Origin of the sequence: Corynebacterium sp. SCR221107 (assembly GCF_027886475.1) — a bacterium.
Lineage (GTDB): Bacteria > Actinomycetota > Actinomycetes > Mycobacteriales > Mycobacteriaceae > Corynebacterium.
On sequence record NZ_CP115670.1, the window covers coordinates 388,267 to 414,702 of the forward strand.

The 26,436-nt window shown below is 61.4% G+C and carries 24 protein-coding genes and 4 tRNA genes; 15 read left to right on the plus strand and 13 right to left on the minus strand.

What is annotated here, in order from left to right; all coding sequences use genetic code 11:
* The first annotated feature begins 162 nt into the window (after positions 1 to 162).
* The gene (gene ccsB, locus PAB09_RS01865) at positions 163 to 1,194 is read left to right on the plus strand and encodes a c-type cytochrome biogenesis protein CcsB (RefSeq protein ID WP_271034405.1); all 1,032 of its coding nucleotides are present in this window, start codon (positions 163 to 165) and stop codon (positions 1,192 to 1,194) included.
* A 240-nt stretch (positions 1,195 to 1,434) separates the two neighbouring features.
* On the opposite strand, the gene PAB09_RS01870 is transcribed toward ccsB, so the two are convergent.
* Together PAB09_RS01870 and PAB09_RS01875 are read right to left on the minus strand one after the other, a co-directional pair.
* The gene (locus PAB09_RS01870; RefSeq protein ID WP_333780189.1) at positions 1,435 to 1,671 is read right to left on the minus strand and encodes an ArsR/SmtB family transcription factor; all 237 of its coding nucleotides are present in this window, start codon (positions 1,669 to 1,671) and stop codon (positions 1,435 to 1,437) included.
* 276 nt (positions 1,672 to 1,947) lie between these two features.
* Complete coding sequence (locus PAB09_RS01875) at positions 1,948 to 2,355, minus strand: hypothetical protein (RefSeq protein ID WP_271034407.1); 408 nt, start codon at positions 2,353 to 2,355, stop codon at positions 1,948 to 1,950.
* Between the two features lie 321 nt (positions 2,356 to 2,676).
* Here PAB09_RS01875 and PAB09_RS01880 point away from each other — a divergent pair, with 321 nt between their 5' ends.
* Positions 2,677 to 2,997: a DUF4229 domain-containing protein gene (locus PAB09_RS01880; RefSeq protein ID WP_271034408.1), complete on the plus strand. Its 321-nt coding sequence runs from the start codon at positions 2,677 to 2,679 to the stop codon at positions 2,995 to 2,997.
* 160 nt (positions 2,998 to 3,157) lie between these two features.
* Here the strand turns inward: PAB09_RS01880 and PAB09_RS01885 are convergent, their stop codons facing one another.
* Positions 3,158 to 4,072, minus strand: coding sequence for a 1,4-dihydroxy-2-naphthoate polyprenyltransferase (locus PAB09_RS01885; protein WP_271034409.1), 915 nt, complete (start codon positions 4,070 to 4,072; stop codon positions 3,158 to 3,160).
* Positions 4,073 to 5,208: 1,136 nt separating this feature from the next.
* Between PAB09_RS01885 and PAB09_RS01890 the strand changes: the two genes are divergently transcribed.
* The gene (locus PAB09_RS01890; RefSeq protein ID WP_271034410.1) at positions 5,209 to 5,544 is read left to right on the plus strand and encodes a hypothetical protein; all 336 of its coding nucleotides are present in this window, start codon (positions 5,209 to 5,211) and stop codon (positions 5,542 to 5,544) included.
* Here the strand turns inward: PAB09_RS01890 and menE are convergent.
* A complete protein-coding gene (menE, locus tag PAB09_RS01895) occupies positions 5,541 to 6,668 on the minus strand; it encodes an o-succinylbenzoate--CoA ligase (RefSeq protein ID WP_271034411.1) in 1,128 nt (375 codons plus the stop codon). The genes PAB09_RS01890 and menE overlap by 4 nt on opposite strands.
* Positions 6,669 to 6,741: 73 nt before the next feature.
* Here menE and PAB09_RS01900 point away from each other — a divergent pair, with 73 nt between their 5' ends.
* Positions 6,742 to 8,163: a cutinase family protein gene (locus PAB09_RS01900; RefSeq protein WP_271034412.1), complete on the plus strand. Its 1,422-nt coding sequence runs from the start codon at positions 6,742 to 6,744 to the stop codon at positions 8,161 to 8,163.
* On the opposite strand, the gene PAB09_RS01905 is transcribed toward PAB09_RS01900, so the two are convergent.
* The 4 genes from PAB09_RS01905 to PAB09_RS01920 all read right to left on the minus strand — a co-directional run bounded on the left by PAB09_RS01905 (position 8,160) and on the right by PAB09_RS01920 (position 10,094).
* Positions 8,160 to 9,134 carry a 1,4-dihydroxy-2-naphthoyl-CoA synthase gene (locus PAB09_RS01905; protein WP_271034413.1) on the minus strand — a complete coding sequence of 325 codons (975 nt, stop codon included), beginning with the start codon at positions 9,132 to 9,134 and terminating at the stop codon, positions 8,160 to 8,162. The genes PAB09_RS01900 and PAB09_RS01905 overlap by 4 nt on opposite strands.
* Positions 9,135 to 9,158: 24 nt before the next feature.
* Positions 9,159 to 9,305 carry a hypothetical protein gene (locus PAB09_RS01910; protein WP_271034414.1) on the minus strand — a complete coding sequence of 49 codons (147 nt, stop codon included), beginning with the start codon at positions 9,303 to 9,305 and terminating at the stop codon, positions 9,159 to 9,161.
* Positions 9,253 to 9,501: an ABC transporter permease gene (locus tag PAB09_RS13280; protein ID WP_442873730.1), complete on the minus strand. Its 249-nt coding sequence runs from the start codon at positions 9,499 to 9,501 to the stop codon at positions 9,253 to 9,255. The genes PAB09_RS01910 and PAB09_RS13280 overlap by 53 nt, the downstream gene beginning before the upstream one ends.
* A gap of 269 nt (positions 9,502 to 9,770) precedes the next feature.
* Complete coding sequence (locus PAB09_RS01920; protein ID WP_271034416.1) at positions 9,771 to 10,094, minus strand: ATP-binding cassette domain-containing protein; 324 nt, start codon at positions 10,092 to 10,094, stop codon at positions 9,771 to 9,773.
* Positions 10,095 to 10,194: 100 nt separating this feature from the next.
* Here PAB09_RS01920 and PAB09_RS01925 point away from each other — a divergent pair, with 100 nt between their 5' ends.
* Both PAB09_RS01925 and PAB09_RS01930 read left to right on the plus strand, forming a co-directional pair.
* The gene (locus PAB09_RS01925) at positions 10,195 to 11,238 is read left to right on the plus strand and encodes an o-succinylbenzoate synthase (RefSeq protein ID WP_271034417.1); all 1,044 of its coding nucleotides are present in this window, start codon (positions 10,195 to 10,197) and stop codon (positions 11,236 to 11,238) included.
* Between the two features lie 241 nt (positions 11,239 to 11,479).
* Positions 11,480 to 13,744: an excinuclease ABC subunit UvrA gene (locus PAB09_RS01930; protein ID WP_271034418.1), complete on the plus strand. Its 2,265-nt coding sequence runs from the start codon at positions 11,480 to 11,482 to the stop codon at positions 13,742 to 13,744.
* 88 nt (positions 13,745 to 13,832) lie between these two features.
* Here the strand turns inward: PAB09_RS01930 and PAB09_RS01935 are convergent, their stop codons facing one another.
* The 3 genes from PAB09_RS01935 to PAB09_RS01945 are packed head-to-tail and all read right to left on the minus strand — an operon-like array spanning position 13,833 to position 17,003.
* A complete protein-coding gene (locus PAB09_RS01935) occupies positions 13,833 to 15,410 on the minus strand; it encodes an ABC transporter permease (RefSeq protein WP_271034419.1) in 1,578 nt (525 codons plus the stop codon).
* A gap of 2 nt (positions 15,411 to 15,412) precedes the next feature.
* Positions 15,413 to 16,333 carry an ABC transporter ATP-binding protein gene (locus PAB09_RS01940; RefSeq protein ID WP_271034420.1) on the minus strand — a complete coding sequence of 307 codons (921 nt, stop codon included), beginning with the start codon at positions 16,331 to 16,333 and terminating at the stop codon, positions 15,413 to 15,415.
* Between the two features lie 25 nt (positions 16,334 to 16,358).
* Complete coding sequence (locus PAB09_RS01945; protein WP_271034421.1) at positions 16,359 to 17,003, minus strand: TetR/AcrR family transcriptional regulator; 645 nt, start codon at positions 17,001 to 17,003, stop codon at positions 16,359 to 16,361.
* Between the two features lie 262 nt (positions 17,004 to 17,265).
* Here PAB09_RS01945 and menD point away from each other — a divergent pair, with 262 nt between their 5' ends.
* Together menD and PAB09_RS01955 are read left to right on the plus strand one after the other, a co-directional pair.
* Positions 17,266 to 18,921, plus strand: a complete 1,656-nt coding sequence (gene menD, locus PAB09_RS01950) for a 2-succinyl-5-enolpyruvyl-6-hydroxy-3-cyclohexene-1-carboxylic-acid synthase (RefSeq protein WP_271034422.1) — start codon at positions 17,266 to 17,268, stop codon at positions 18,919 to 18,921.
* Entirely contained in the window at positions 18,918 to 19,430 is a 513-nt protein-coding gene (locus PAB09_RS01955; protein WP_271034423.1) for a DUF3592 domain-containing protein, read from the plus strand. Before menD ends, PAB09_RS01955 begins: the two co-directional genes overlap by 4 nt.
* 71 nt (positions 19,431 to 19,501) lie before the next feature.
* On the opposite strand, the gene PAB09_RS01960 is transcribed toward PAB09_RS01955, so the two are convergent.
* Entirely contained in the window at positions 19,502 to 19,765 is a 264-nt protein-coding gene (locus PAB09_RS01960; RefSeq protein ID WP_271034424.1) for a hypothetical protein, read from the minus strand.
* 351 nt (positions 19,766 to 20,116) lie between these two features.
* On the opposite strand from PAB09_RS01960, the gene PAB09_RS01965 reads away from it, so the two are divergent.
* Together PAB09_RS01965 and PAB09_RS01970 are read left to right on the plus strand one after the other, a co-directional pair.
* The gene (locus PAB09_RS01965) at positions 20,117 to 21,301 is read left to right on the plus strand and encodes a glycosyltransferase family 4 protein (protein WP_271034425.1); all 1,185 of its coding nucleotides are present in this window, start codon (positions 20,117 to 20,119) and stop codon (positions 21,299 to 21,301) included.
* Between the two features lie 81 nt (positions 21,302 to 21,382).
* Entirely contained in the window at positions 21,383 to 22,075 is a 693-nt protein-coding gene (locus tag PAB09_RS01970; RefSeq protein WP_271034426.1) for a demethylmenaquinone methyltransferase, read from the plus strand.
* 47 nt (positions 22,076 to 22,122) lie between these two features.
* Here the strand turns inward: PAB09_RS01970 and PAB09_RS01975 are convergent, their stop codons facing one another.
* The gene (locus PAB09_RS01975) at positions 22,123 to 23,370 is read right to left on the minus strand and encodes a geranylgeranyl reductase family protein (protein ID WP_271034427.1); all 1,248 of its coding nucleotides are present in this window, start codon (positions 23,368 to 23,370) and stop codon (positions 22,123 to 22,125) included.
* 192 nt (positions 23,371 to 23,562) lie between these two features.
* Between PAB09_RS01975 and PAB09_RS01980 the strand changes: the two genes are divergently transcribed.
* The 5 genes from PAB09_RS01980 (at position 23,563) to PAB09_RS02000 (ending at position 26,362) form a co-directional block, all read left to right on the plus strand.
* Positions 23,563 to 24,597, plus strand: coding sequence for a polyprenyl synthetase family protein (locus tag PAB09_RS01980; protein ID WP_271034428.1), 1,035 nt, complete (start codon positions 23,563 to 23,565; stop codon positions 24,595 to 24,597).
* 82 nt (positions 24,598 to 24,679) lie between these two features.
* A tRNA-Tyr gene (locus PAB09_RS01985) sits at positions 24,680 to 24,761 on the plus strand.
* Positions 24,762 to 25,469: 708 nt separating this feature from the next.
* A tRNA-Thr gene (locus PAB09_RS01990) sits at positions 25,470 to 25,542 on the plus strand.
* A gap of 39 nt (positions 25,543 to 25,581) precedes the next feature.
* Positions 25,582 to 25,658 (plus strand) — tRNA-Met (locus PAB09_RS01995).
* A 628-nt stretch (positions 25,659 to 26,286) separates the two neighbouring features.
* Positions 26,287 to 26,362: transfer RNA gene (locus PAB09_RS02000), tRNA-Trp, on the plus strand.
* Positions 26,363 to 26,436 lie beyond the last annotated feature (74 nt).

The following is a 26,436-nucleotide window of genomic DNA, read 5'->3' on the forward strand; positions in this document are numbered from 1 at the left end:
CTTTTCCCCCTTGGAGCTGCCAAAAGTCAGGTGTATGGTGTAAGCCAACTGTGTTCCCTTTCAAACAGGGGGGCGCTTTCTTATTTCTTGTTTGTCCTTGTACGTTGTCTGTCCTTGTTTGGCCGGCATGAAGAACCTCACGAAACTAGGTCCTAGGTCATTATGAATGTCAACAACACTCTCGCCTCGCTGTCGGATGTTGCCTTCGGCTCGGCGTTCGTCATCTATTTCATCGGCCTTGTGTTGGCCATCGTCTATTACAGCCGCTCCCGTGCCATCATCGACCTCAACCGTGAGCTCGAGGCCATAAAGTCGGGCGAGCTCGTCGCCGTCGGCGCCGGCACCTCCGATGCCGACAGCGTGCCGACGTCTACAGTGGCGGCTCCCGCCGCCAGCGAGCAGGAGCTGCGGGACACGCTAGCCTCCAAGGAGGCGAGTGCCGAGAAGTTCGCGAACATGACCCAGATGATCGTGTGGCTCGGCGTAATCGTCCACGCCGTCTCCGCGGTCTCCCGTGGTTTGTCCGTCAGTCGCTTCCCATTCGGCAACCTGTACGAGTACGTGCTGGTCATCTCGCTGTTCTGCATGGCCGTGGCCGCAGTTTTCTTGCAGCGCAAGGATCTGCGCATCATGTGGACCTGGGTGCTGGTGCCGATTCTTGCCCTGATGTTCTTTGGTGGCACCAAGCTGTATTCCGACTCCGCCCCGGTGGTTCCGGCGCTGAAGTCGATGTGGCTACCCATCCACGTGAGTACCGTGGCCACCGGCGCCTCCATCGGACTGATCTCCGGCGTTGCCTCGCTGCTGTACATCCTGCGCATGTTCCAGCCTGAGGGCAAGGAGAAGGGGATCCTCGGCGCCATCGCCAAGCCGTTGCCGTCCGCGAAGGCCTTGGATACCGTGGCCTACCGCACCGCTATCGTCACCGTGCCTGTGCTTGGCTTGGGCATCGTTCTCGGTGCGATCTGGGCCGAGTCCGCGTGGGGTCGCTTCTGGGGCTGGGACCCGAAGGAGACCGTGTCCTTTATTACCTGGATTCTCTACGCCGCCTACCTGCACGCCCGCGCGACCGCCGGCTGGCGCGACTCGCGTGCTGCCTGGATTAACATCGCCGCGTTGGCCATGATGGTCTTCAACCTGTTCTTCATCAACATGGTGGTCTCCGGCCTGCACTCCTACGCCGGTCTGAACTAAGGGTTGTATGCCTCGAGCGTGACTTCCATCCCTATGACCTCTAACCGAAGCTAGTGTCTGGGGCAACGCGAGAGGGACAAGCCAAGGAACGATAACCGTCGCAAGGCAAAAAGCGCACGAAGCCTCCCACCGAAGCCATTTCTATGGCCTCGGTGGGAGGCTTTTCGTTCCTAGATTATTGACGCACGGGCAGCCCCGGACAGTCATTCTCAGCGCCTAAGCCTGGGCAGTACATGGTAATTACAGCGCGTTGATGAGCCGGTCAACGCGGTTGAACTCGGAGTCATTGACCTCGTAGAAGGCCCATTTACCCTCCTTGTTGCGGCGGACCAAGCCAACAGACTCGAGCTTTTTCATGTGATGGGTCACCGTCGGCGCGGAAATCTTCAAAGCGTTGGAAAGGTCAGCGCAGCACAACCGTCCCTCGGGCGACTCGGCGACCAAATACAGCAGGCCGAGGCGAGTGGGATCGCTCATCACCTTAAATAGTTGCGCAGCCTTGTTCTTGAGCTCACTCGACAAGGGTGCGGAAGCATGAGGGGTGGTGGGTTGCTGAGCTGCAGACATACCCCCAACTATATAGGCAAGGGTAAGCTAACTAAAGAGGTGGGTGGAGTGACGGGGTAGAAACGGCGTCGACCTTGGTGAATGCATCCGGAAAGCGCGCCCCGGCCAAAAGAAATCAGGTGTGGCAGGCCACGCACGGGGCGAATAAGTGGGCGCAGGCCTGATGGACAAGCCGCATTTTCGTTCTTACTGCTTCTTCCCCTCCTCGTTGTCCTCGCCATCGGCCGGGTCTGAGGGCGCGGCAGGATCACCGGCCGGGGTCTGCGGCGAAATAGCGCGTGGGTGCGAATCGGGGGAGTCGGCTTGGCCGGGGGAGGGTCCTACTTTTGTGCCGGGTTCCGACTGGTGGAACCGTTGCCGCGCTCGCTCGATGGCTTCTTCCTGGCGGGCTAGTTCCTCGGCCTTTTGCTTCTCCCGCTTCTCCTTGAACTGCTTCTTTTCCAGCTCCCAGAGGAATTGCTCATCGTCGTCGGGGCCTTTGATCGGCGCCGGTGCGGCGACCTGATTGTTGCGCTTCCAGGTGGCGGGGCCGAAGGCCTTCCACACTACAATGGCGGCGGCGATGAGGAGGATAAGCAGCAGAAGCCTTCCCACGTGATGGTTCCTTCCAACAGTTACTCGTATGGCGGCCGTGCGCTACAGATGCGCGTGCGGTGGCCGGTTCCTGAGTTCGCACAATACCCGAAATATGATCTCCTCGGCACACACCAGGGATACCTCGGCCATAGCCGGTGCCGTAGAAAACTACGCAGACTTCGGGCCCCACGCGGGGTGGCCCACTGGCCCGCTTCTGGGTTTGAACTAGCGCCAAGCAATGCGCCAGTGAGGTGCAGCGGGTTGTTCTTCCGCCTTCAGCTGCCCGTGGTGTGGTGAGGGGATACGCGCGCCGGTGAACGACCGAGTAGGGTAGGTGAGGTGACTGAAAACTCATCCGCACCGGAGCCGGTGCGCGATCCCGCCGTTCGCGCAGCCGCCCGCAAGAATGTGACGTTGTATGGCCTCGCCCGCTTGGGGCTTTTCATTGTGCTCACCGTGGTCATTCAGCTCATCGCCGTGGCCATTGATGCGCCCGTGCCGCTTCTGATCTCAGCGACGTTGGCGCTTCTCGTCGCCATGCCGTTGTCGATGTTCGTGTTCAAGGGGATGCGCATCCGCGCCACCGAGGCCGTGGCCTTGTGGGATTCCCAGCGCAAGGCACACAAGGAATGGGTCCGCCAAGAGCTGGCCAACCGCTAGGGGCAGCTTTCCATAACGCAAGCGCGCCACCGGCACTTACCACCGCCCCTTTTGTCAAGGGAGGATGGAATCAGTGCTGGTGGCGTGCTTGTTATTGCTTGCCGACGCCCATCGGTTGCCTATCCGAACCCAGTCTGCGGCCGGCATCCGGGGCGATCACCTAGCCCCCAAATCCCAAGGCTAGGGCGGTGATCACCGACCAGATGGCCATGGAGCGACCGGTGGCACCCAGGACCGGGATGAGAGCCTTCCCGCCGGCGTCGGTCATCACCGGGCGCGAGGCCTGCCACAGCAGCGGGGCCACGACGATGGCGGCGATTGCCCACAGCGTTTGGGTGGCAAGCAGCGCGGTGACCACAAACGGAATGCACACCAGGATGGCATAAAGGGTGCGGGTGCGTGCATCGCCCAAACGCACGGCGAGGGTGATCTTGCCGGATTCGGCGTCGGTGGGGATGTCACGCAGGTTGTTGACCAGATTGACCGCCGAGGACATCGAACCCACCGCGATGGCGACCACGAGGCCAACCCAGGTGACGGTGCCCGCCTGGGTGAATTGGGTGCCGATCACGGCCACGAGGCCAAAGAAGACGAACACGGCGACCTCGCCCAGGCCGCGGTAGCCGTAGGGATTCTTGCCGCCGGTGTAGAACCAAGCGCCCAGGATGCAGGCCGCGCCCACGAGGATGAGCCACCACGCGCTAGCGATGGAGAGTGCGATGCCCGCCACCGCCGCCACTCCGAAGGATAAGAAGGCCGCGTACTTCACCTTCTTCGGCTCCACGAGGCGCGAACCGGTAAGCCGTAGCGGTCCGGTACGGTCTTCGTCGGTGCCGCGAATTCCATCGGAATAGTCGTTGGCGTAGTTGACGCCGATGATCAGCGCCCACGCCACCACGGCCGCCAGAAGCGCGCGCCACCAGCTTGCAGCACCCGCGAAGGCGGCGGCGCCGGTGCCGGCGATGACCGGGGCGAAGGCATTGGCCCACGTGTGCGGGCGTGCGCCTTCGAGCCACTGGGCTGGGGTGGCGCCCGGGTAGCTAGCCTGTGGACCATTCGATTCGTTCAAAGACATGTCCTCTATTGTCCCCCGGGTGCCCATCGAAGCCCAAAAACACCTAGGCGAAAAGGTAATGCTCGTGGCTAGCGCAGCACCCACATGGGCAGCGATGAGCGCGGGCCACGCGGGCACAACTCGGTGCGAAGTTCGTACGAACCACAGCGGGCGTGTCCGTGGCGAGGCGTGTGTCTGCCTGCCCTCAAAGGTGTACTCGTAGGCGTGCAAGCAAGCGGCCAAAAAAAGCCTTTCGACAGCAGCTATTCCGTAATCTGAACCCATCGCTATGTCGATAACAGTTACATAACGACATGTAAAGGGTCGTGAAAATGCATGTCGCTTTATTTAGCCATGGAAGGGAGAACGTGTTTACCCAATGATTGGAGTAAATGATGATCGGCAATCGAACTCGAAAAAGATCTTTAGCTACAACATTCGCGTGTTTGGGTGCAGCTTTTGCACTAGCCATGCCAGCTCAATCTGTTGAACCTACTCGCTTCGAGTGAAGCCACGACCTAGAAGATAGAAAACAACCAAACGATCACGTATTCCGATGGCACACTGTGACGGCGGTAGTGAAAAAAGATGGACAGAGTGTGGAGCTGTATCTGAACGGAGAGTACGTGAAGACGACTTCGGTATTGCTGGTGTTGTCGCATCAGGAATTATTGGTATAGCAGGAGCAGAATGCTAAGACAACGATGCAGAAACGTGATCCACTAAGTACATCACAACTTATTTCCGAGAGTTCGATCCTGCTGGCGATGGGCGTGACGTGGACTGCGGTGGTCATTTACCGGTTCAACGTGAAGTCGATCGAGGGGGAGTGGGGGAATCTTCTCTTGGCTTCCTGCGGGTCCGGGTTTGGATCGCTGCCCTGTATGCGGGGCTTCGTCACAAGAACAAGCTAGTGTCCTTCGCGGTACTGGGATTACTAGCTAGTGCCTTCCTGCTCATCACGCTGGCTTATTATTCTGAAGCGCTATAAACACCGGTGGGTCGTGGCGTGGGGTCTCGCAGTGTCGGTGTGCACTGCGCCTAGCCGGAGGCGCCACTATACTGAGCCGAAACCGACGTTTTCAACAAGTGCAACCTGAGTCATAAAGGTCGTGTCCTTATTTTCGCAGCCAGCGCTTGTAGATAAGGAGGAGCCGATGTTTTTCAAGTCCACTTCCGACGATGCCTACGCACGCCGCCTCGAAGGACGCGTCGAGGCCCTTGAGCGACAGGTGCTGCAGCTTAACCAGCAGGTGCGGGCCTTGTCTGCAGATCTCGGCGTTGAGATGGTGGCACACACCGGGTCCAGTGGGATGCCGGAGGTAGCCTCGGCCCGCACCAACGAGGTCTCGGCGGCGATCCATTCCCTGCTAAGCGAGGGCAAGACCGTGGCGGCGATCAAGGCGTACCGTGAGGAGACTGGAAGTGGGTTGCTTGAAGCCAAAGAAAAGATCGAAGCGGTTGTCCGCCAGTACGGATACAAGTCGAGCTAGGCTTGCCCAAACATGGCGATGACCGCGCGCCGATCCACCTTGCCGGGGCCGGTCAGGGGCAGCGCGTCTACGCGTAGCACCTGCTTGGGGAGCTGCCAGCGGGGCAGGTCATCGAGCGCCTCGATGATGTCCGTGGGGGCGGCAGTGCCCACATAGGCCGCGCAGATAGCCTGGCCGAGCCGGGGATCCGGCACGCCGACCACGCAGGCGGCCGTGACGGATGCCAGGTCGGTCATGCGGCGCTCGAGGACCTCCGGGTGAATCTTGAGTCCGCCGGAATCGATGATGGTGTCGATGCGCCCGGTGACGGTGAGCACGCCGTTGTCCAGGTAGCCGGTGTCAGAGGTGATGAACCAGCCATCAGAAAAGGCATCGCTGTCCACGTTGCGATAGCCGCGGGAGATCATCGGTCCACCCAGGTGGATCCTTTCGCCCACAACCCGAACCTGGGCGCCCGGGATCGGGCGGCCGTTGTAGACGCAGCCGCCGGAGGTCTCCGAGGAACCATAGGTGCTGACCACGGTGATGCCGAGTTCGCGCGCTGCGCGGGCATCGTCGGCACGCAAGGGAGCACCGCCCACCAAGATCGCGTCGAAAAGGCGCAAGGCCTCGATGCCGACGAGGGTGTCCATTGCTTTGAGAAGCTGCATCGGCGTCAGCGCCGTGTAGCAGCGAGAACTCTCGCCGGCCAGGCGGCTTGCGGCCTGGGCGAAGGTGGGGACGTGGAAGCCGCCGCGGACGTCGACCACGAGCGGGTCGATGCCAGCGACCAAGGAGCGCACCAATACTTGGATGCCTGCGATGTGGTGCGGGGGCATCGCTAAGAGCCATGCGCCTTCTCCGCCCAGGAACTGGTGGGTGGCGTCGGCGGAAGACACCAGGTTGGCGGGGGTGAGCATCGCGCCTTTGGGGGTGCCGGTGGACCCGGAGGTGGCGACCACGACGGCGATGCCTTCGTCGATAGGCTCGCCGGTGCGCATGCTGCGGCGCAGTAGCTGTGCGCGCGCCGGGTCGTCGGAAGGCAAGGGGACGAAGCTGCGCTGGCCGGCGATGGACTCCTCAAGCAGGCTGAGGGTCGCATCGATGGCGGCGGGGTCGACGATAAAAGGCTCGAGTATGGGCACCCACACATAATAACCCCACCTGACTGGCATAAAATCTTGGCCAGGAGTCTTCTTTCGATGACAAGGAATTGCCATGCACTCGCCCCTAGAACTTGCAGCAGCTTCCGTTCGCTCCACCGTTACAGCCACCGTCGCAGCGAGCGTTGCGGCGACCATCGCGTCGGTTTCATGCTTGCCGACGCCCACCGCCGCAGCTGCTACAACTGATGCGACTGCTGCAGCCGCCACAACGGCCTCTGTCGCTGAGGTCTGCCCGGCGGTGGAGGTGATGACCGCCGGGGGATCCGGCTCGGCTAACCCCAACGATGATCCCAACTACCCCTTGGGACTTGTTGTGGGCAATAATTATGCGGCGACGCTGCAAAAGAACTATGACAATGTGCGCACCTGGCAGCTTCCTTATGATGGCACCGCCGGGGTGATCCCCTCCAATAACAACAACGGCCTCGATGGCTTTCCTTCCTACAAGGACTCGCAGACCATGGGCCGGCGTACCCTCCAACAACATGTGGATGAGGTGCGAGCGCAGTGCCCAGACTCGGCGTTGTATTTTGTCGGCTACTCCCAAGGAGCGGACATCGTAGGCGATGTGTTTGAGGGGATGGACGATAATACGGTTGGAAAGACCCTTGGTGCCATCTTGCTCTCCGATCCCAAGCGAGGACCACAGGATGGGGCGCGGCTGGTGGGAACGAACTACGGGGATCCTTCCCCAGGATTTGGGGGCATTGCGGGGCATCGCGTTGACGGAGCTTTCGACCGCTTCGAGGGCAAGGTAATAAGCATTTGTTCAAAGGAGGACACGGTCTGTGATGCTGATCCGGAAGGGACTGCGGCAGCACTGGGAAGGAGATATCAGCAAGACTCCATGCCAGCCCCGGTGCGCCCCCAAGTGGGTTTCGATCGCATGCTGATGGATGGCAGCTTTGTTGCCGCCACCGCCCCACAGGCTGGCACCATCGCCTATGCCGTGGCACGGCGCGATTCTAGTCTTATTGGTTCTGCCCTGCATCAAGCGGCCGAAACTGCGTGGCTGAGCGTGCCGCAAAGCAACACACTGCACCAGCTTGCCGACGAAGCCAGGGTGGTCTTCGACGTGTTATTTGAGCGCGGCACCTTTGAGCCCAAGGGCGGGGTCGCAACCGGAAACCCGGATCTCGATACCGCGATCGCCATCGCGCAGATAGCCTCAAATCCGCTGGCGAATCCGGATGTGGCGGAGGCACTGCACGTGTTCGACCGGCACTTTCGGTATCTTGGCGAGTCGGAAGAATTCACCACCATAGACGGTGTGCGGGTAGATGATTGGATCGCCAACGAGGTGCTCAACTCCGTGGCAGGCTACCTAGGACATCCCCCGCAACAGCCAGTTCTAGCCGAGGCGCGCCGCACGCCGGTCAAGGACGTCGTTCGGAAATTGTGGGGAGTCCTTAACCAAGTGGGGGGAGGCCGCAACCCAGCGGCGCAGTGGCTGTGGCGCACCTTTGACCTTTAGTAATAGTAAGGAAACGGCGACCAGTCCGGATCACGCTTTTCGAGGAAGGAGTTCTTGCCCTCCACGGCCTCATCGGTCATATAAGCCAGGCGGGTCGCCTCACCGGCGAAGACCTGCTGGCCCATGAGGCCGTCGTCGGTGAGGTTGAAGGCAAACTTCAGCATGCGCTGGGCGGTGGGGGACTTTCCGTTGATTTCCCGGGCCATCTGGATGGCGGCGTCTTCGAGGTCGGCGTGGTCGACAACCTCGTTGACGGCACCCATTTCATACATGCGCTGGGCATCGTAGGTACGACCTAAGAAGAAGATCTCGCGGGCATACTTTTGCCCCACCATCTTTGCCAGGTAGGCGGAGCCATATCCAGCATCGAAAGATCCGACGTCGGCGTCGGTCTGCTTGAAACGAGCCTCCTGCCGGGAGGCGACGGTCATATCGCAGACCACATGAAGTGAATGCCCGCCACCGGCGGCCCAGCCGTTGACCACGGCGATGACGACCTTCGGCATGGTGCGGATGAGCCGCTGAACCTCCAGGATGTGCAGGCGCCCACCCTCGACCTTGGTGCGTGCTTCGTCGACGGTGGAGGCATCCGCGGTGGCGTCGTCGTGGGCGTGCTCGTTGGCGTAGCGGTAGCCGGAGCGGCCACGGATGCGCTGATCGCCGCCGGAGCAAAAGGCCCAGCCGCCATCCTTCACGCTCGGACCGTTGCCGGTGATGAGCACCGTTCCCACGTCCGGGGTCCTTCGTGCGTGGTCGAGGGCGCGGTAGAGCTCGTCGACGGTGTGGGGGCGGAAGGCGTTGCGCACCTCCGGGCGGTCGAAGGCGATGCGTACCACGCCGTCGGCGCGGGTATTGCCGCGCAGGCGGTGATAGGTGATATCGGTAAGATCCTCGAAGCCGGGCACGGGCTTCCACAGCTCCGGCTTAAACGGATTGTCTGTGCTGTACTTGCTTTTGGGACTAGTGGTCATTTCTTCATTCTATAGGTGCGACCCTCACGGGGTCTGCCTACGCATAGACGCCGCTGCCAACCCGAGGAACACCACCAGAAAGCCTACCAGAGCTGCCATTTCCAGCCCGGTGGCTGTGTCACCGGCGCTGACTTTGGTGATGACATCCACGGCATAACTTAAGGGCAACACCTTGGAGAGTTTCTCCAATGCTGTTTGGCAGGTCGTCGCGGGGTACCAGCAATCCGCAGAGCAGGAACTGGGGAAAGATGAGGGCCGGCGTGAATTGGCCGGCCTGAAACTGCGTGCGAGCGAACGAGGATGCAAGCAACCCGGGCGCGGTGCCGGCGAGGGCGTCGGCAAGCGTGACGGCGAAAAATTGCCACATCGGAACGTGAACGTCCACGCCGAGTAGTCCAATGACCACCGCGCAGGACCAGGAGGTGGTCGCAGTGCTCGGCCTCGTCGAGCACGTGGCTGGAGATAATGAGCGTGGTGCCTTGATCCTGCATGTGTCTAAACATTGTCTACAATTGGCTTCCACAATTGTCTTCTCAGAATGGGGTCAAGTCCGACCGTCGGTTCAAAAGAGAATGGGGACCTCGGGCCCGCCGATGAGCGCCATGCCCAGGCTGACGCGGGAGTGTTGCCCACCGCTTAGATTGTGCACAATGGTGTGGATTTGTCCTGTAAACCAAGGCTTTCGATGACTTCCTCCACGCGGGAGCGCGGCTTTTTGAGCAAGCCGGCGCAATAGGCGAGGTTCTCGGCGACGGTTAGGTCGGCATAGACGCTGGCTTGTTGCATGGCATGACCCACGCGCCGCAGAGGTGCTGGTGATCCCGCGGAAAGTCCGAGTACGGGCAGCCTCCCGCGGATGGTGGCCTGGGTGCCAACGACCATGCGCAGTAGGGTGTACTTTCCGGCGCCGGATGGGCCGATGACTCCAGTGATACTGGCGCGTGGGATCTGAAAGTCCACGGGTGTCAGATGTCGCGCCTGGGCGGCGGTGGCCGAAACTGCGTAGGTGTCGGGGCTTGTGAGATTAACGTAAGGGGGCTGGTGAAATATAGTCAAAGGTATGACCGAAGAAACACATTCCGACTCATCCTGGCCCAATATCGATGAGGTCCTCGCCCGCGCGCACGTGGTTGCGCTTCCCATGCGCGTGCCTTTTCGTGGGGTAACCACCCGCGAGGCCCTGCTCATCGAGGGAACCGCCGGGTGGGGTGAGTTTTCCCCCTTCGTGGAATACGGTCCGGAGGAATCCGCAGCCTGGTTGCGGTGTGGGATGGAGATGGCTTTCGACGGCCCACCGGCGTTCCTGCGCGACGTGGTGGAGGTTAACGCCACGATCCCCGCGGTACCCGCGGGGCAGGTGGCTGAGGTTCTCGCCCGCTACCCGGGAGTGCGAACGGTCAAGGTGAAGGTGGCCGAGAAGGGGCAGACGCTTGCCGACGATGTCGCCCGCGTGGCGGCCGTGCGAGACATCTTGCCGAATGCGGTGATCCGCGTTGACGCCAATCGGGGCTGGAGCGTGGAGGAAGCGTTAGCGGCGGCGAGGCAGCTCGCCCCAGTCGACTACCTGGAGCAGCCGTGTGCGAGCGTTGACGAACTCGCGCAACTGCGTCAGTTCCTGGTGCGCAACGGACTGTTCGTGCGCGTGGCCGCGGATGAGTCCATTCGGCGTGCGCAGGACCCCTATGAGGTGGCCAGGCGTCACGCGGCCGATGTTGCCGTGGTCAAGGCGGCCCCACTCGGCGGGCCGCGGGCTGTGCTGACGATCGCCGAGTTTATGCGGGCGCGCGGGTTGGACATCACCGTTGCCAGCGCGCTGGATACGGGCGTGGGCATGAACGCCGGGCTGGCCGCGGTCGCCGCCTTGCCGAAGCATGCCGACGATGATGATTTTGACGTGCCCCCGGCGGCGGCCGGATTGGCCACGCAAAGCCTGTTTGTCGAAGACGTGACGGCAACGCGCGAGCTTGTCGACGGGCAAGTGAAAGTCGAGATGTTGGCTCCCGAACCTGAGCGCCTCGAGGGCCTCACGGCACCCGGGCCTCGGCGTGACTGGTGGCTGAACCGGGTACGGGAATGCTGGCCGTTCCTGGAAGGCCGGGCTTAAGCGCGGGGCCTAGGAACCTGGTTGAAGGAGTGGGCTAGAGGACTGGTTTTGAGGACCTGGTCAAACATGGCTTCGTGCACGCGCTCTGCTTGCGCGTTCGTTATTAACACGCGCGGCCTGTTGGAACGAGGTATACGAGGCGAGCACCTTCCCTGAGCAGCTAAGAAATTCCTGAAAGGAGCGGAAAAAAACCTTTATTTCCACTTAGGGTTCGGGGATGGTGCATGGCAGAATTATTGGCATGACACATATCGCCGATGGGCATGACATCATCCGTGTGCGCGGCGCGCGGGTAAATAACCTCAAGAACCTGGATGTGGACATCCCCAAGCGCAGGATCACCGTCTTCACCGGCGTTTCCGGCTCGGGCAAGTCCTCGCTGGTGTTTGGCACGATCGCCTCCGAGTCGCGCAGGCTTATCGACGAAACCTACTCCGCTTTCGTACAAGGTTTCATGCCGTCGCTTCCACGCCCCGACGTGGACGTTCTCGAAAACCTCTCCCCGGCCATCATCATCGACCAGGAGCGCATGGGCGCCTCCAGCCGATCCACCGTGGGTACCGCCACCGACGCCAACTCCATGCTGCGCCTGGTGTTCTCACGCCTGTCGGAGCCACATGTGGGAACCTCCGGGCACTTCTCCTTCAACCTCCCCGAGGGCATGTGCCCGACCTGCGAGGGCTCCGGCGAGGCGGCTACCTTGGACTACTCCGCGTTTCTCGATGAGTCCAAGTCGCTGAACGAGGGCGCGATCACCGCGCCGGGTTTTGAGGTGGACCAGTGGTATTGGCAAACCTACGGCAACGACCCCAGCCTCGATAATGACAAGAAGATCAAGGACTACACGGAGGCAGAACGCGAGTGGTTCCTGCACGCCCCGCAGCAAAAGGTGAAGGTCGACGGCAAAAACGTCACCTATGAGGGCTTGGTGACCCGCATCCGCAGGCTGTGGATCGACCGCCCGGAACCGCCCAAGGCCAAGCAGATCGTGGAGTTCGTCGCGCGGATTTCCACTCGCTCCACCTGCCCGGATTGTCAGGGCACCCGGCTCAATGAGGCCTCGCGCACCGCAAAGGTCGCAGGCAAGACCATTTCCGAGTGCCAGGCGATGCAGGTCGACGAGTTGGCCCAGTTCATCGCGGGATTGGAGGACAAGCGGGTCAAGCCGGCGCTCGATTCGTTGGGATCCATCCTGCAAGCCATGGTGGAGGTGGGGCTTGGCTACCTCTCGCTCGATCGCCCGGCGGGAACGTTATCCGGCGGCGAAGCCCAGCGCGTGAAGATGGTGCGGCACCTCGGGTCCCCGCTGACCGATGTCACCTACGTCTTCGACGAGCCGACTGCGGGGCTGCATCCACACGACATCACCAAGATGAATGACCTCCTGAAAAAGATTCGAGACAAGGGCAATACCGTTCTTGTGGTCGAGCACAAGCCCGAGGTCATCGCCATCGCCGATCACATCGTGGACATCGGCCCAGGCTCCGGCGACGAGGGTGGCCAGCTCGTCTACGCGGGAACCCCGGAGGGGTTGAAGGAGACGAACTCGATTACCGCTGACTACCTCGAGCGCGGGATCCACATCAACGAAAGCCCACGTTCGGCGTCGGAAAGCATAAAAATCGGTCCCGTCAGCCGCAATAATCTCCATGGTGTGGAGGCACAGATCCCCTTGGGCGTGCTCACGGTGGTCACGGGTGTCGCCGGTTCCGGTAAATCCACCCTCATGGACGGGCTCACTGGGGAGCGGGTGCTGGTGGTGGACCAGTCGGCCATTCGTGGTTCGCGCCGCTCGAATCCGGCGACCTACACGGGCCTGCTAGACAAGATCCGCGCCAAGTTTGCCAAGGACAATGGGGTCAAGGCCGCGCTGTTTTCGGCCAACTCCGAAGGCGCATGCCCGAATTGCAACGGCCTGGGTGTGACCTACATGGATCTTGCCATCATGGCAGGTGTGGCCAGCACCTGCGAACAGTGTGGCGGAAAGCGCTTCAAAGAAGAAGTCCTGGCCTACACCATCAGCGACAAAAAGAAGCAGGATTACTCCATCGCCGACGTGCTCGCCATGTCGGTCGACCGCGCGCGAGGCGTGTTTAGCTCCGGTGAGGCCAAGAAGATTCTCGACCGGCTCTCCAGCGTCGGGCTCGGCTACCTGCGCATAGGCCAGCCCCTGTCCACCCTCTCCGGCGGCGAGCGGCAGCGCCTGAAGCTGGCCGCGCAGATGAATGACGGCGCCGACATCATCGTCCTCGACGAGCCCACCACGGGCCTTCATCTTAAGGACACCCAGACCATCATCACGATGATGAATGGCCTGGTCGAGCAGGGCAAGACGGTGGTGGCGGTGGAGCACAACGTTGCCTGCATGGCGGCAGCCGACTGGATCATCGACATGGGGCCCGGCGCCGGCGCCGGCGGCGGCACGATCGTATTCGAAGGCACTCCGCAGCAACTGGCCAAGGCAAACACCCTCACCGGACAGCACCTCGCAGCCGAAGCCCACTAGGAAGGCAAGTAGTGGCAAAAATGCCCCGCCTGACCATGGATTTTCACCCTGGTCAGGCGGGGTTCCCCTGGCTTTGCGCCGGGAGGGCTTAGACGATGTCGCGCCTGTGGTAGCCCGCGAAACCGATCGCGAGGAAAGCGGCAGCTATCAATCCCAGCCACACCAGCGGGGTGGCGCTGTCCTGCCCGATGACGGTAGGTACGTGATACAGGGGGCTTATCGACATAGCCCAGTCTGGGAATTTGAACGTCGGCCCAAGCAGGGTGATGGCGAAGGTGGCCACGATCACCGCCCAGGAGGCCAGCCGCGCCGCAGGGCGCGCGCCGACCGCAGCCACCGCGATGCTCCCCAGCAGCCACACGGCGGGGATGATTGCCGCTGCCTGGCGCAGGACGTCGGTAAAGGCAATGGCCTCGCTATTCGAAGACGCCACCACCCCCATGGCAGTTCCCGCGATCAATAGCCCGCAGGCAGAAAGTCCAAAGGCGACTGCAACGTGGCTGGCTAGCATGCGGGACCTGCGCAGGGATCCTGCAAGGAGGGGTTCGATCCGGTAGTCGATTTCCTCGGAGTAGACGCGAAGGATGATCTGGGCTCCGGCTATAGCGGCGATGATGCCCACCAAGGACAAGATAGTTCGGATGAAGCCGAAGATCAGCTCCTCCTCGGTTGTTGCTCCCGCCGCCATGCTGGCCGCGATGGCGGGGTTGGCGGCAAAAGTCTCCCCGACAGTGGTCGCGAGGTTGCCGAAGATCGTGCCCAGCAGTGCGAAGGCGAGCAACCAGGTGCTCACCGCGCCGCGGTGGGTGCGCCACGCAAGCATAAACACTCCCATGTTCGGTGCAGACGGCTGCGCTGGGCGCTGGGGAAGCAGGCCCTGCCCGAAGTCACGGCGGGACTGCAGCGCCAGCGCGATGAGCACGAGCACGACATCTGCCACTACAAAGACCAGCAGCGGCCACCAATTATTTTCCACCGCGACTCCGGTCTTGCCCGCCCAGCCAAAAGGCGTGAGCCATAGGGCCCAGCTTGGCAGGTCCGCGGAGTCAACATAACCGCGGAAGACGTACATGACTCCCATGAGCCCCATCGCCAGGCTTGACGCCGTGCGGGAATCGGCGCCAAGCTGGGCGGCGATCGCGGCAACGCCACCCCACACCAGGACCGAACCGGCGAACGTGGCCGCGATCAGGGCGCTGGGATTGAGCTGGCCCCCGCTGGCCCACGTTCCCAGAAAGGTCACCACACCCACCACGAGGGCGGCTATGACCGAAAGCTGCACGGGAACCAGCAGGCGCGCCGGACGCGAAATTACTCCGGAAGCGATGAACTCCGCGTTGCCGGAGTCTTCATCCGCGCGAGTATTGCGCACAATAAGCATGATGCCCAGCAGGGCTGCGAAAAGGCATCCAAGCTGTCCTGCGCGCCAGGCATTGAATCCGTCGTTGGTGAGCATGTCTCGGGCTGGGCCGAAGACGATCTCGAGCGCGGGGTTGGAGCCCATCGCGGCCGCAAGGCCCTGACGGTCCGCTAGGTCGGGAAATACCCAGCGGTAGGCCAAGATGGAGGAGGCCGACAGCACCATGATGATCATGGCCCACGGTGCGATGAAGGTACGGTTCTGTTTCAAGGTTGCCCGAAGCAAGGGGCGTGCGCCAGTGAGCATACCTAGGCCTCCTTCCGCATGGCAGGGTTGTCTGCGCGGTGTGCGTCGTCATGGTCGCCATAGAGATCCAAAAACAGCTCCTCCAGCGAGGCCGGAGTGACACTGAGATTACTGACTCCCAGTGGGAGAAGCTGCGCGAGTACCGAGTCGATCTCGGCCGGATCCACGGTCGCCTGCAGGCGATGGCCGTCCACCTTGGCGTCGGCAAGACCTGCAATCGCAAGCGGTGGAACCTGGTCGAGCGTGACTGCGATATGGGAGCGCGCCTGGCCGCGCAGCTGTTCGAGCGTGCCGGTTTGTACGATATGACCGGCTCGGATGATAGATACGCGATCACCAAGCGCCTCTACCTCGGAAAGGATGTGGGAGCTAAGCAAGACGGTTGTCCCGCGCGCCTTGTGCTTGGCGACCTCGTCCTGGAAGATGGCCTCCATCAGCGGGTCGAGGCCGGAGGTGGGTTCGTCGAGGATGAGTAGTTCGACGTCAGACGCCAATGCGGCAATGATCGCGACCTTTTGTCGGTTGCCTTTGGAGTATTGGCGGCCACGTTTGGTGGGGTCGAGTTCGAAGCGCTCGATGAGTTCGGCGCGCCGCTGCCGATTGAGCCCGCCGCGCATGTTGCCCAGGAGGTCGATGGCCTCTCCGCCGGAAAGCCCCGGCCATAAGGTGACGTCACCGGGGACGTACGCGAGCTTCTTGTGAAGCTCCAGGACGTCCTTCCAGGGGTCGCCGCCGAGGAGTTCGACGCGGCCGGCGTTGGCTTTGAGTAATCCAAGTAAAACCCTGATGGTGGTGGACTTGCCTGCGCCATTGGGTCCCAGGAATCCGTGTACCTCGCCCTTGTCGACGGTGAGGTTGAGGTCGTTCAAGGCGGTGAAGGAGCCAAATTTCTTCACCAGGCCCTCGGTCTTGATTGCGTGCATGACGGTGGTTCTTTCTAGGAGCGGTTTAGGGATGAAGGTTGGATTGAGCGTGCAGGTGAGAGTCCTCCGCGGGTTCCGGGGTAGCTTGCGGCCGCTGGAGCGCCGGGATAATGGCGTTATCAAGGATGGTTTCGAACTCCCGATAAGACATGGCGTTGAAGAAAGCCCCGTCGCGAACAATAAGGACGATCAGCTTGGAAATGCCTTCGGGGATCGGCTCGGTGATCTCACCGCGGGCAACCGCTCGAGCAAGCAAGGAGGACTCAACCACAGCTTGCATATCGCGCGCAACCTTTTCGAATTGTTCCATTTCTGCAGGTCCGGCATCTGCCAGGGTCCCACGAAGCACACTCATGGCCTTGGGGTTAGGGGCGGCGTTGCGAATCCGCCACCATGCCAAAAGGTCGCTGCGGAGACTTCCGGTATCGGGGGTGTCACCGTATGTGGCATGAAGCAAGCTCGACGTTGCGGCGATGGCTAAAGCTGCGCGGTTAGGGTAGCGCCGGTAGATCACGTGCTTGGAAACCTCGGCGTACTCGGCTACCCGCTCAAAGGTGAGCTGGGGGTAGCCGCCTTCGAAGATGCAGCGTTTGGTCGCGCCGAGAATGGCTTCCTCGATTTGCTGGTGGGTGCGTCGCGGACGCCGGCGAGGTGTGGGGTGGTCGTCCATGAAAGGGAACCTTTCTTGGGTGGTGTGGTGGTTTAAGTACGCAACGTTCCTAACTCTACCTTTTCACATTTAAGTACGCAACGTTCTTAAAAGGAATAGCTCAATTCGCTCGCTCGAAAGGCGGCCGGCTGGATTTCATCGCTCCTGTACGTCGGCGGCAAGCGGAGCGAAAGAGGAACGGGCACACGAGCAGTAGGTAGGCGGCGCCGTATGTGGCCCACTAGAAGCGGAAGCCTCGCGCGGTGACCCTAGAATGGGAACCATGATTTCTTCGCCCGAGCTAGCCCAATTGGTCGCCGCCGAACTCGCACGTCACCTGACAGATGTGGTCATCTGCCCGGGCTCGCGGAACTCACCGCTGTCCTTGGCGTTGCTCGCACGCAGCGACATCCGCGTGCACACCCGCATCGACGAGCGCTCCGCGTCCTTTCTGGCATTGGGAATGGCCCGTGCCACCAGGCGCCATGTCGGCGTGGTCACCACCTCCGGTACCGCCGTAGCCAACTGTCTGCCTGCCATGGTGGAGGCCTCCCATTCCCACGTTCCATTGGCGATGATATCTGCTGATCGGCCTGAAAGGCTGCTGGGGACAGGCGCAAACCAAACCATCACCCAGCGTGGCATCTTCGGCGACGTCGCCGACACCGTCCAGATCACGCAGGAACGCGTGCAGGGCGAAGAATTGCACCAGCTTCGGTCGGTCTTCGATGAGGCCTTCCAGCGCGGCCAAGTTCATATCAACGTGGCCTTGGATACCCCGCTCGTGGACGGCCTGCCCGCTGTGGTGGGGGACGCCGAGAATAAGCTGCTCAAGGCGGGCCCTGCGCGCCTTGAGCGCGTCGACCACGGTGAGATCGAGGTGGACCTTAGCAAGAACACCATTGTCATCGCAGGCGATGAGGCCTGGGAGACCGAGGAGCTCGCCGAGGTTCCCACCATCGCTGAGCCAACCGCGCCTGCGCCATTTCGCCCCATCCACCCGTTGGCGGCGGGAGTATTTTCCAAGCAGCAGGTCTCAGCAGAGGGATATGTCGTAGACACCAAACCCGCTCAGGTGGTGGTGGTCGGGCACCCTACTTTGCATCGTGGGGTCCTGGCCTTGATCGAAGACCCGGAGGTGGAGCTCCTCGTGCTCACTCGGAATGAGGTGGTCACGGATCCCGCGCGCCGGGCTGCGGCGGTAGGCTCGCGCGTGAAGGTATCCGGTGCGCCCAGCGCGCAATGGGTAAAGCTCTGCGAGGCTGCAAGCGAGCTGGCAGCGGAGTCCGTGCGAGAGGTGCTCGACAATGAGGAGTTTGGATTTACAGGGCTCCACGCCATGGCAGCGGTCGGAGACACCCTCGCCACGGGAGATACCCTTTTCCTTGGCTCTTCGAATCCGGTCCGCGATGCGAGCCTGGTGGGGCTCCCCTTTGATGGTGTCGATACCTTCGCCGCCCGAGGAACGGCGGGGATCGACGGCACGACCTCTCAGGCGATCGGCGTGGCGCTGGCCGTCCAGGCGGCGCATCCAGACGAGATTCGAGCTCCACGCAGCGTGGCCGTGGTAGGCGATGTAACCTTCCTGCATGACGTAGGCGGATTGCTGATCGGCCCGGATTCAGCCCGCCCGGAAAACCTCACTATCGTGGTTGCTAACGACGATGGTGGGGGAATCTTCGAGACTTTGGAGATTGGTGGGGAGGATTATCGCCCCAGCTTCGAGCGAGCTTTCGGGACCCCGCACGGGGTGGACATCGAGTCGCTGTGTGCAGCCTATGAGGTCGACTACCTGGGGGTTGATTCACTGCAGGGGTTGATAGAGGCGCTCATTGATACCACCGACATCGGTGGCTTCCATGTGATCGAGGCGCGCACCACCCGGACAACTCGCCGAGCCATGCATGAGGCTCTCGCTGCGAAGGTGGCCATGCAATGAACGCTCACCATGCTCAGATTCCTAACTATCGCCCGGAGGGGATTCGACGCCGTGCGCATCAGCTGGCATTGTTCCTGTACGCGTGTGCGCTGGTGGGGTGCGTGGGCATGGTGATTGGTGCCGGCCTCAACGACCGTACGATCGAGTCTGATCCCGGGCGGGCGCTGGCGAAGGTGACTGACGTGTCGCGGTGGCGCACCACCGTGGAGTATCAAGACGAGGAGGGGATCTATCATTCCCCGGCCACCGGGCTGTTGTACCCGACGGGCTTGGGTGAGGGGCAACGGGTCTGGGTGACCTATGCCAAGTCTGACCCGGACCTGGTCAAGGTGGAGGGGCGGAAGTGGACGCTGTCTTTCCTACCCGCGACCTCCACTGCGGCTGTGGTGACCATTGTTTTCGGCCTGATCTGGTGGATTATCAATCTGGTAACCCGGCGCTTCATTGCGCGCAAGGAAAAGCTCCGTCACGTGGATATGCACCCGGAGATCCGTATCAAGCTGCAATAGGGGAAGTCTCAAGCACAAGACCGCGCCGGTCGGACCTAGTCCTCAACCGGCGCGGTGTGCGTGCCCACGTCCTAGGCGTTCGTATCGCTGAACTTCCCAGCGTTGACCAATCCCGCCACCCCGGCAAGGGCGGCGGCGGACAGCCCACCGACGCTGCCGGTGATGTCCCCCAGAATCGTCCTACGGGAGGGGTGTGCCAGCTGTGAGGTGGGGTCGTTCGCGGTAGGGGTGATGGCTGGCGCTGGGACAACGGCCCCCTTGGTAATGGCTCCGAGCCCCTCGCGAGAGACGCTGTTGTTGGTGGAGGAAGGCGCGGTGGTGCGATCGGTGATCATTATCGTATTCCTTAAATACTGGTTGTTTTCTGCGTAGTTTGTAGTTTGTAGTTCGTAGTTTGTAATTTGTAGTTTCTTCCCGCGCGCTCCCTCTCGTGAGGGGGAAGGGGCAAAGTCCCTAGAAAGAACGTAGGCTCCGGGGTTTCTCTGCGGAGTGAAAACCCGAAGCCTCAGCGAGCAAGAATGTGCTATGGGGCACACCGTAGTCGGTGAATATTTCCCCGTCAATGGTTTTTGGTTGAAAATACGGTAAACGTTGCCTGTTCGATTCATCGGAAGTTTGGCGAAGGGACAGCAACTCTTATCATCGAAGTCGATGGGTGTTGACCGAGGAAGGGGAGTATCTGGCGTATGCGTGTAGCAATCGTCGCGGAAGCCTTTCTTCCTAACGTCAATGGCGTGACAAACTCCGTGCTCAGGGTGCTCGAACACCTTGAGCGCAGGGGGCACGAGGCTATCGTGATAGCCCCAGGTGCCCGTGACCATGAAGAAGAGATCACCCACTACGCGGGTGCCCGAATCGTGCGCGTGGCCACGGTGATGGTGCCCCTGGTGAACTCGCTTCCGGTCGGGGTTCCCTCGGCGACCGTGTTGCACACCTTGGCGGAATTTAAGCCGGACGTGGTGCATCTTGCCTCGCCTTTCGTACTCGGGGCCGCAGGCGCGTTCGCGGCGCGCCACCTGCGTATCCCGGCGGTCGCTGTGTATCAAACCGACGTCGCTGGATTCTCGCAGCGCTATCACCTGGCGGCACTGGCTGCCGCGAGCTGGGATTGGACCCGTACGATCCACAATATGGCGCAGCGCACGCTCGCGCCGAGCTCGCCTACGATCGATGCCCTCAAGATCCACGGCATCAACAACATCTACCGCTGGGGCAGGGGCGTGGACTCCGTGCGCTTCCACCCGGCGAAACGCTCCCAGCAGCTGCGGGGCAAGTGGGGCCAGGGTAAGAAAATCGTGGGCTTTGTTGGCCGTCTGGCCAGCGAAAAGGGGGTGCAGCGCCTAGCCGGCTTGGATGTCCGAAGCGATATCCAGCTCGTCATCATCGGCGACGGGCCCGAGCGAGAAAACCTTGAGCGGCTCATGCCGAATGCCTTGTTCCTAGGCTCCCTCAGCGGCGAGCATTTGGCGAAAGCCTATGCCAGCCTCGACGTGTTGGTTCACACCGGCGAGTTTGAGACCTTCTGCCAGGTCATCCAGGAGGCGCAGGCCTCTGGTGTGCCTACGATTGCCCCGCGGGCGGGTGGTCCCATCGATCTCATTACTCCAGGTGTCAATGGTGAGCTGCTCGAGGTGGCCACCTTTGAGCGGGACCTGCCCGGTGCGGTGGACCGGGTCCTCGCCCGTGGGGGTCAGGCCAGGGAGGCCGCGCGACGCGGGGTGCGCACCCGCACGTGGGAGGCGCTATGTGATCAGCTCCTCGACCACTACTCGGCGGTCATTAGCTCGACCCAGGAGGTTCCGCTGACGATAATCGGGCAGCGCCCGGCGCTGCCCAGGTGGGCGCAAAAAGCGCTGGGTGCGCGAATATAAGCGCGGTAGCCCGAACGTTCTACCTACCACTGCGTGCAGGGCTTGTGTCAAAGCATGATCGCGCCATATAGAATCGGCTAGGTGGCTAAGGCATCACTAGATAAGAAACCCTTCGAAGTTGCTCGCATGTTTGACGCGGTGGGTGCGAAGTATGACATCACCAACACCGTGCTCACAGGCGGCCTCGACCGCCTGTGGCGCAAGCACACCCGCGAGGTCTTAGGCATCGGCCCCGGCGACCGCGTCCTCGACCTTGCCGCGGGAACCGCCGTCTCCACCGTCGAACTAGGAAAATCCGGCGCGTGGTGCGTGGCCTGTGATTTCTCTCAGGGCATGCTCGCCGCGGGTAAGGATCGGGATGTGCCCAAGGTCGTGGGCGATGGCATGCACCTGCCCTTTGCCGACAATAGCTTCGACGCGGTCACCATTTCCTATGGTCTGCGCAATATCCATGATTACCGCGCGGGGCTGAAAGAACTAGCGAGGGTGACCAAACCTGGCGGGCGCCTCGTGGTGGCTGAGTTCTCCACGCCAACCGTGCCGGTTGTCAAGACCATCTACAAGGAAGGCGTGCTGCGCGCCCTCCCGGCGATCGCCCGTACCGTGGCCAGTGATCCGGAGTCCTACGAGTACCTCGCCGATTCCATCAGGGCTTGGCCCAAGCAGGAAGACCTGGCCAAGGCAATCAATGAGTCCGGCTGGCAAGGCTGCGGCTGGGTCAATCTGACCTTCGGCGTGGTTGCCCTCCATGTGGCAACTAAGCCCGCCAACTAACCCCATCGAACAAGCGTGCCATAACCCAATCAGGTCACCTCGCCCTGCTAGCTCCACAACGGGGCGTCGGGATTAAACCGATGCAGCACCCTGCCGCCGGCGCGGAAGGCGCGGGCGACGAGATCACGATCCTGTTCGGTGATGAGGTTGCCCATGAGCCGCACGGCCGCCGGCATGAGCACCGTGCTGAAAGGCTTGCGCAGGCCGATGGGGCCTACCGCCGGCAGGAACGCTGGGTAGGTCAGCAGGCGCGCGGCCGTGCGGGCCAACAGGAAAGCGTCGCCGTAGTGGCTGCGCAAAAGGTGTGGCCACAGCAAAGTCAGGTCCCGGTGCGGATCGACGGTTTCGGCGGCCAGCTTCGCGGTTTCGAGCCCATAGTCGATGCCCTCGCCGTTGAGCGGGTTCACGCAGGCGGCGGCGTCGCCGATGAGCATCCAGTTGGGGCCTGCCACGGTGCTGACCGCACCGCCCATCGGAAGCAGTGCGGAGGCAACCTTGCGCGGTTGCCCGAAGTTCCACTCGCCGCGATTGGCCGCGGCATAGTGGTGCAACAGCTTCTTTGTATTGATCTTTGCCGGGCGGGCATCGGTGCTCAGCGCGCCGCATCCGACGTTTGCTTGGCCGTCGCCCAAGGGGAAGATCCACCCATAACCGGGCTGGATGACGCCCTGCTCGTCGCGCAGTTCCAGGTGGGAGTGGATCCACGGCTCATCGCCGCGATCGGTGGTGCAATAGGAGCGAGCCGCGATGCCGTAGACCTCGCCCTTGTGCCAGGTGCGCCCCAGCAGCTTGCCGAAGGGGGAGCGGACGCCGTCGGCGACGATGACCGTACCCGCTTTGATGCTGCGACCGTCGGAAAGCGTTACGGCGGAGATAGACCCGTTGGCGGCGAAGTGGGGTTTAGCTGCGCCCACCCCGGGGTAAAAGGTGACCTCCTCGCGGGCTGCGGCGGTCCTGATGAGCAGATCATCGAACTCCATCCGCGGCATCGCTGAGCTGGTGGTGCCGTACGCGGAGGCCGGCCAGGCAACTTCTACGCTGCCGCCGTAGCCATGCAGCTTGAGCCCGAGCGAGCGATAGTGGGCGGTGATCTCATCGGCGAGGCCAAGCTCGACTAGTTGATGTACCGCGCGCGGGGTGAGCCCATCGCCGCAAGTCTTGTCGCGCGGGAAGGGCTGCGGGTCCACCACGATCGTTTCTAGCCCGCGGCGGGCGCAGTGCCAGGCGGCAGCGGAGCCGGCAGGGCCTGCGCCCACGACGAGGACATCACAGAATTCGCTTGCGTCAACAGTCACCGAACTATTGTCACACTCTGCTACGTAAGGACACAACGTGCGCCTGATAATCCTCATCGAACACCCCGGGTATGTCTTGTGGGGCTATTTCGACTACGGTTAAGGCGAAAGAGATAGGAAACAGAGGGTCAACTATGCCCAAACCGGGTGGTTTCACTTTGGCCTTCGATCGAGCAAAGAGGCTTTGAACGCATGAGCGACGGTGCACAGGTGCCCCAGGCAGGTCACGGGGATGCGGCTGTTGGGGCGCGGGTGGATCTAGGCGATGCTGCCCTCAACGCAGCTATCACCGATGGCCTTGTCAAGGTCGAATCACTGCTGCGCGCTGAGCTAAATAAGGGCGAAGACTTTGTCACCGACAAGGTCATGCACCTCGCCGCCGCCGGCGGTAAGCGTTTCCGTCCGATGTTTGCGCTGCTAGCCTCCAACTACGGTGACAAGCCGCTGTCCGACGACGTCATCAAGGCGGCCGTCGTGGTGGAGATGACCCACCTGGCTACCTTGTATCACGATGACGTCATGGACGAGGCTGAGCGGCGCCGCGGCGTGCCCAGCGCCAACGCGCGCTGGAACAACTCCGTGGCCATCCTGGCCGGCGATATCCTTCTGGCTCATGCGTCTCGCCTCATGGGTGAGCTCGGCGCCCCGACGGTTTTGCACTTCGCCGACACCTTCGGCGTGCTGGTCACCGGCCAGATGCGCGAGACCATCGGCGCCGGTGCGGCCGATCCGATTGAGCACTATATGAAGGTCATCGCCGAGAAGACCGGCATCTTGATTGCCTCGGCAGGCTATCTCGGTGGCATCCATTCGGGCGCGAAGCCAGAGCACATCAAGGCACTCGAGGCCTACGGTTCCGCCATCGGCATGGTTTTCCAGATCGTCGATGACTTCATCGACATCTTCTCCGACCCCAAGGAATCCGGTAAGACCCCGGGCACCGACCTGCGTGAGGGCGTGTTTACCCTGCCCGTACTCTATGCGCTGGCGGAGCAAACCCCGGTGGGGGATAAGCTGCGCGCGATGCTGACTGGTCCTGTCACCGACGAGGAGGAGGTCGCCGAGGTCCTTGCGCTCCTGCACCAGTCCACTGGGCGTGAGCGTGCCCTTGCCGACGTTTCCTTCCACCTTGCTGAGGCCGAGCGCGCCTTGGAGTCCTTGCCGGATAATTCCACCACCAACGCCTTGCGCACCTTGGCGCAGTTTGCCGCCAAACGTGTGGGATAGCGCCTCAAAAAGCCAGTACACACTGCCGATTTGCATTACCCGGTGCCCTTCGTAGTACAGTATGTAGCGCACCACGGTGCACGCCAGGTTGCCCGAGCGGCCAAAGGGAGCGGACTGTAAATCCGTCGGCATTGCCTACAGAAGTTCGAATCTTCTACCTGGCACAGTTAAACCCCAGTACTTCGGTACTGGGTTTTTCTGCGTCTTCCGGCGATTATTTCTTCGCCGTTGATAACCCGTCGGCACCGAGGGACCACGGCCGGCGGAAACGGATCGTGCTCCTTAGTCCTTCAAGCGAGCCTGGTAAGCCTTGATATCTTGTGCGTCGACTTGGGTAGCAAAATGTGGGTTATTGGACAAAATGTGTGTCTGCCATGCCCGTGAGAACGCGCCCGCTCCCGCGCAGGGGATCTGTTTGGCATTGCTCGTAACCCTCGTCGAAGAGTTCGCCTCTGTCGCCCTCGCCTACACATCGGCACCTGCTGGCTTCGCTGTATCTGTGGACACCTGCTCGTGAGGAAGTCAGTGTCCGGTGGGCGCATCCGCGTCGAGTTTGCTTTCCGACGTTCACAGGCTTCCTGCGGTGCTCGACGTTTTCCCGTGCCAGCTTTGCTTGGCTTTCCAAACGCTTGTACCGAGGCTCCGATGTGCTGCCGATGGAGGCCGCCGGGGTAGCTATTTAACCCGTGCCAATAAGTGCGCTACGCCCAGTTGCATGGTGACTGATCAACACATGTGTTTTAGAGCTAAAAAAAGTGCAGAAAAAGTGGCCATAGGCTGCAGATTTGTTAAAGTTATGTTGTTCGGGTTAATCTTTTGGAGGCTTCAGGGAGCAGGGCGGAACACAAACCGCACTACTTCGAAGAGGCTGTGCCCCCTTAGCTCAGTCGGCAGAGCGTTTCCATGGTAAGGAAAAGGTCGACAGTTCGATTCTGTCAGGGGGCTCTGTTGTTTTTCTAGCCTTGGTTAGAGTGCAACGAGTTTGGCGGTGTAGCTCAGCTGGTTAGAGCGCACGACTCATAATCGTGAGGTCGAGGGATCGAGTCCCTCCACCGCTACCATTTACCCCAACAGCCCAGGCTGCTGGGGCTTCTTGGTATTTACCGTCCTTGAGATGCCGGAAGGCCGGGCTATCGCGGGCTATACGGAAAAAAATCGTGTAAGTCTCCGAGACGCCCGTTATGGGGGTGAAATGAGAATGCATTGTGCATCGAGGGCTGGAAAGGCCTTCACGGCGCGTGCCTTATTGCCTTCGCTTATGCAATGGTATGACCGTCACCGAAGTGCTGATTCTAGGGTCATGCGGATGGCCTGAAGTATGGATTGCGATAGGCGAGCCTGGAGGATTCTAGAGGGATCTAGTCTGAAGTTTGAGAATTAGCCGAATAGATGTTGACGGCAGGAAGCTGCAGGCGGTTCCGAAAAGGCGTAGAGATCCTGAGCGTCCTGCTGGGCAAAGAACTTTGGCGGGCACTCCGTATTTGCCGAAGGCTCTATCGCTGCACGGAGGCCGTGTCGGTGTGTGTTCGTGCCATTTGAGTGGGGGAGGGCTGTGTCCGCTGTGGTGGGGATTCGCCGTGGGTAGGCGCTGGTTTGTTCTAGGTGGTGGGTGTCTGATAAAGTAGCCTTTCGTTGCACGGGGACGCATATGGCATTTCTTCGTGGAGCGGCTTTGGGGTTAGTCCTCGAAGGGGCGTAGTTCAATTGGTAGAGCAACGGTCTCCAAAACCGTAGGTTGCAGGTTCGAGTCCTGTCGCCCCTGCCAGAATCGAAGGCCAGAGTGGGAAAACCCATTCTGGCCTTTCGTCTTGGGTATGAAATTTAAGGCTAGATAAGAAA

Bases quoted from the DNA above. Each gene is read 5' to 3' on its own strand.
- ccsB (WP_271034405.1), top strand. From the start codon at position 163: ATGAATGTCAACAACACTCTCGCCTCGCTGTCGGATGTTGCCTTCGGC.
- PAB09_RS01870 (WP_333780189.1), bottom strand. From the start codon at position 1,671: ATGAGCGATCCCACTCGCCTCGGCCTGCTGTATTTGGTCGCCGAGTCG.
- PAB09_RS01885 (WP_271034409.1), bottom strand. From the start codon at position 4,072: ATGTCTTTGAACGAATCGAATGGTCCACAGGCTAGCTACCCGGGCGCC.
- PAB09_RS01890 (WP_271034410.1), top strand. From the start codon at position 5,209: ATGTTTTTCAAGTCCACTTCCGACGATGCCTACGCACGCCGCCTCGAA.
- PAB09_RS01900 (WP_271034412.1), top strand. From the start codon at position 6,742: ATGCACTCGCCCCTAGAACTTGCAGCAGCTTCCGTTCGCTCCACCGTT.
- PAB09_RS01905 (WP_271034413.1), bottom strand. From the start codon at position 9,134: ATGACCACTAGTCCCAAAAGCAAGTACAGCACAGACAATCCGTTTAAG.
- PAB09_RS13280 (WP_442873730.1), bottom strand. From the start codon at position 9,501: ATGTGGCAATTTTTCGCCGTCACGCTTGCCGACGCCCTCGCCGGCACC.
- PAB09_RS01925 (WP_271034417.1), top strand. From the start codon at position 10,195: ATGACCGAAGAAACACATTCCGACTCATCCTGGCCCAATATCGATGAG.
- PAB09_RS01930 (WP_271034418.1), top strand. From the start codon at position 11,480: ATGACACATATCGCCGATGGGCATGACATCATCCGTGTGCGCGGCGCG.
- PAB09_RS01935 (WP_271034419.1), bottom strand. From the start codon at position 15,410: ATGCTCACTGGCGCACGCCCCTTGCTTCGGGCAACCTTGAAACAGAAC.
- PAB09_RS01940 (WP_271034420.1), bottom strand. From the start codon at position 16,333: ATGCACGCAATCAAGACCGAGGGCCTGGTGAAGAAATTTGGCTCCTTC.
- PAB09_RS01945 (WP_271034421.1), bottom strand. From the start codon at position 17,003: ATGGACGACCACCCCACACCTCGCCGGCGTCCGCGACGCACCCACCAG.
- menD (WP_271034422.1), top strand. From the start codon at position 17,266: ATGATTTCTTCGCCCGAGCTAGCCCAATTGGTCGCCGCCGAACTCGCA.
- PAB09_RS01955 (WP_271034423.1), top strand. From the start codon at position 18,918: ATGAACGCTCACCATGCTCAGATTCCTAACTATCGCCCGGAGGGGATT.
- PAB09_RS01960 (WP_271034424.1), bottom strand. From the start codon at position 19,765: ATGATCACCGATCGCACCACCGCGCCTTCCTCCACCAACAACAGCGTC.
- PAB09_RS01965 (WP_271034425.1), top strand. From the start codon at position 20,117: ATGCGTGTAGCAATCGTCGCGGAAGCCTTTCTTCCTAACGTCAATGGC.
- PAB09_RS01980 (WP_271034428.1), top strand. From the start codon at position 23,563: ATGAGCGACGGTGCACAGGTGCCCCAGGCAGGTCACGGGGATGCGGCT.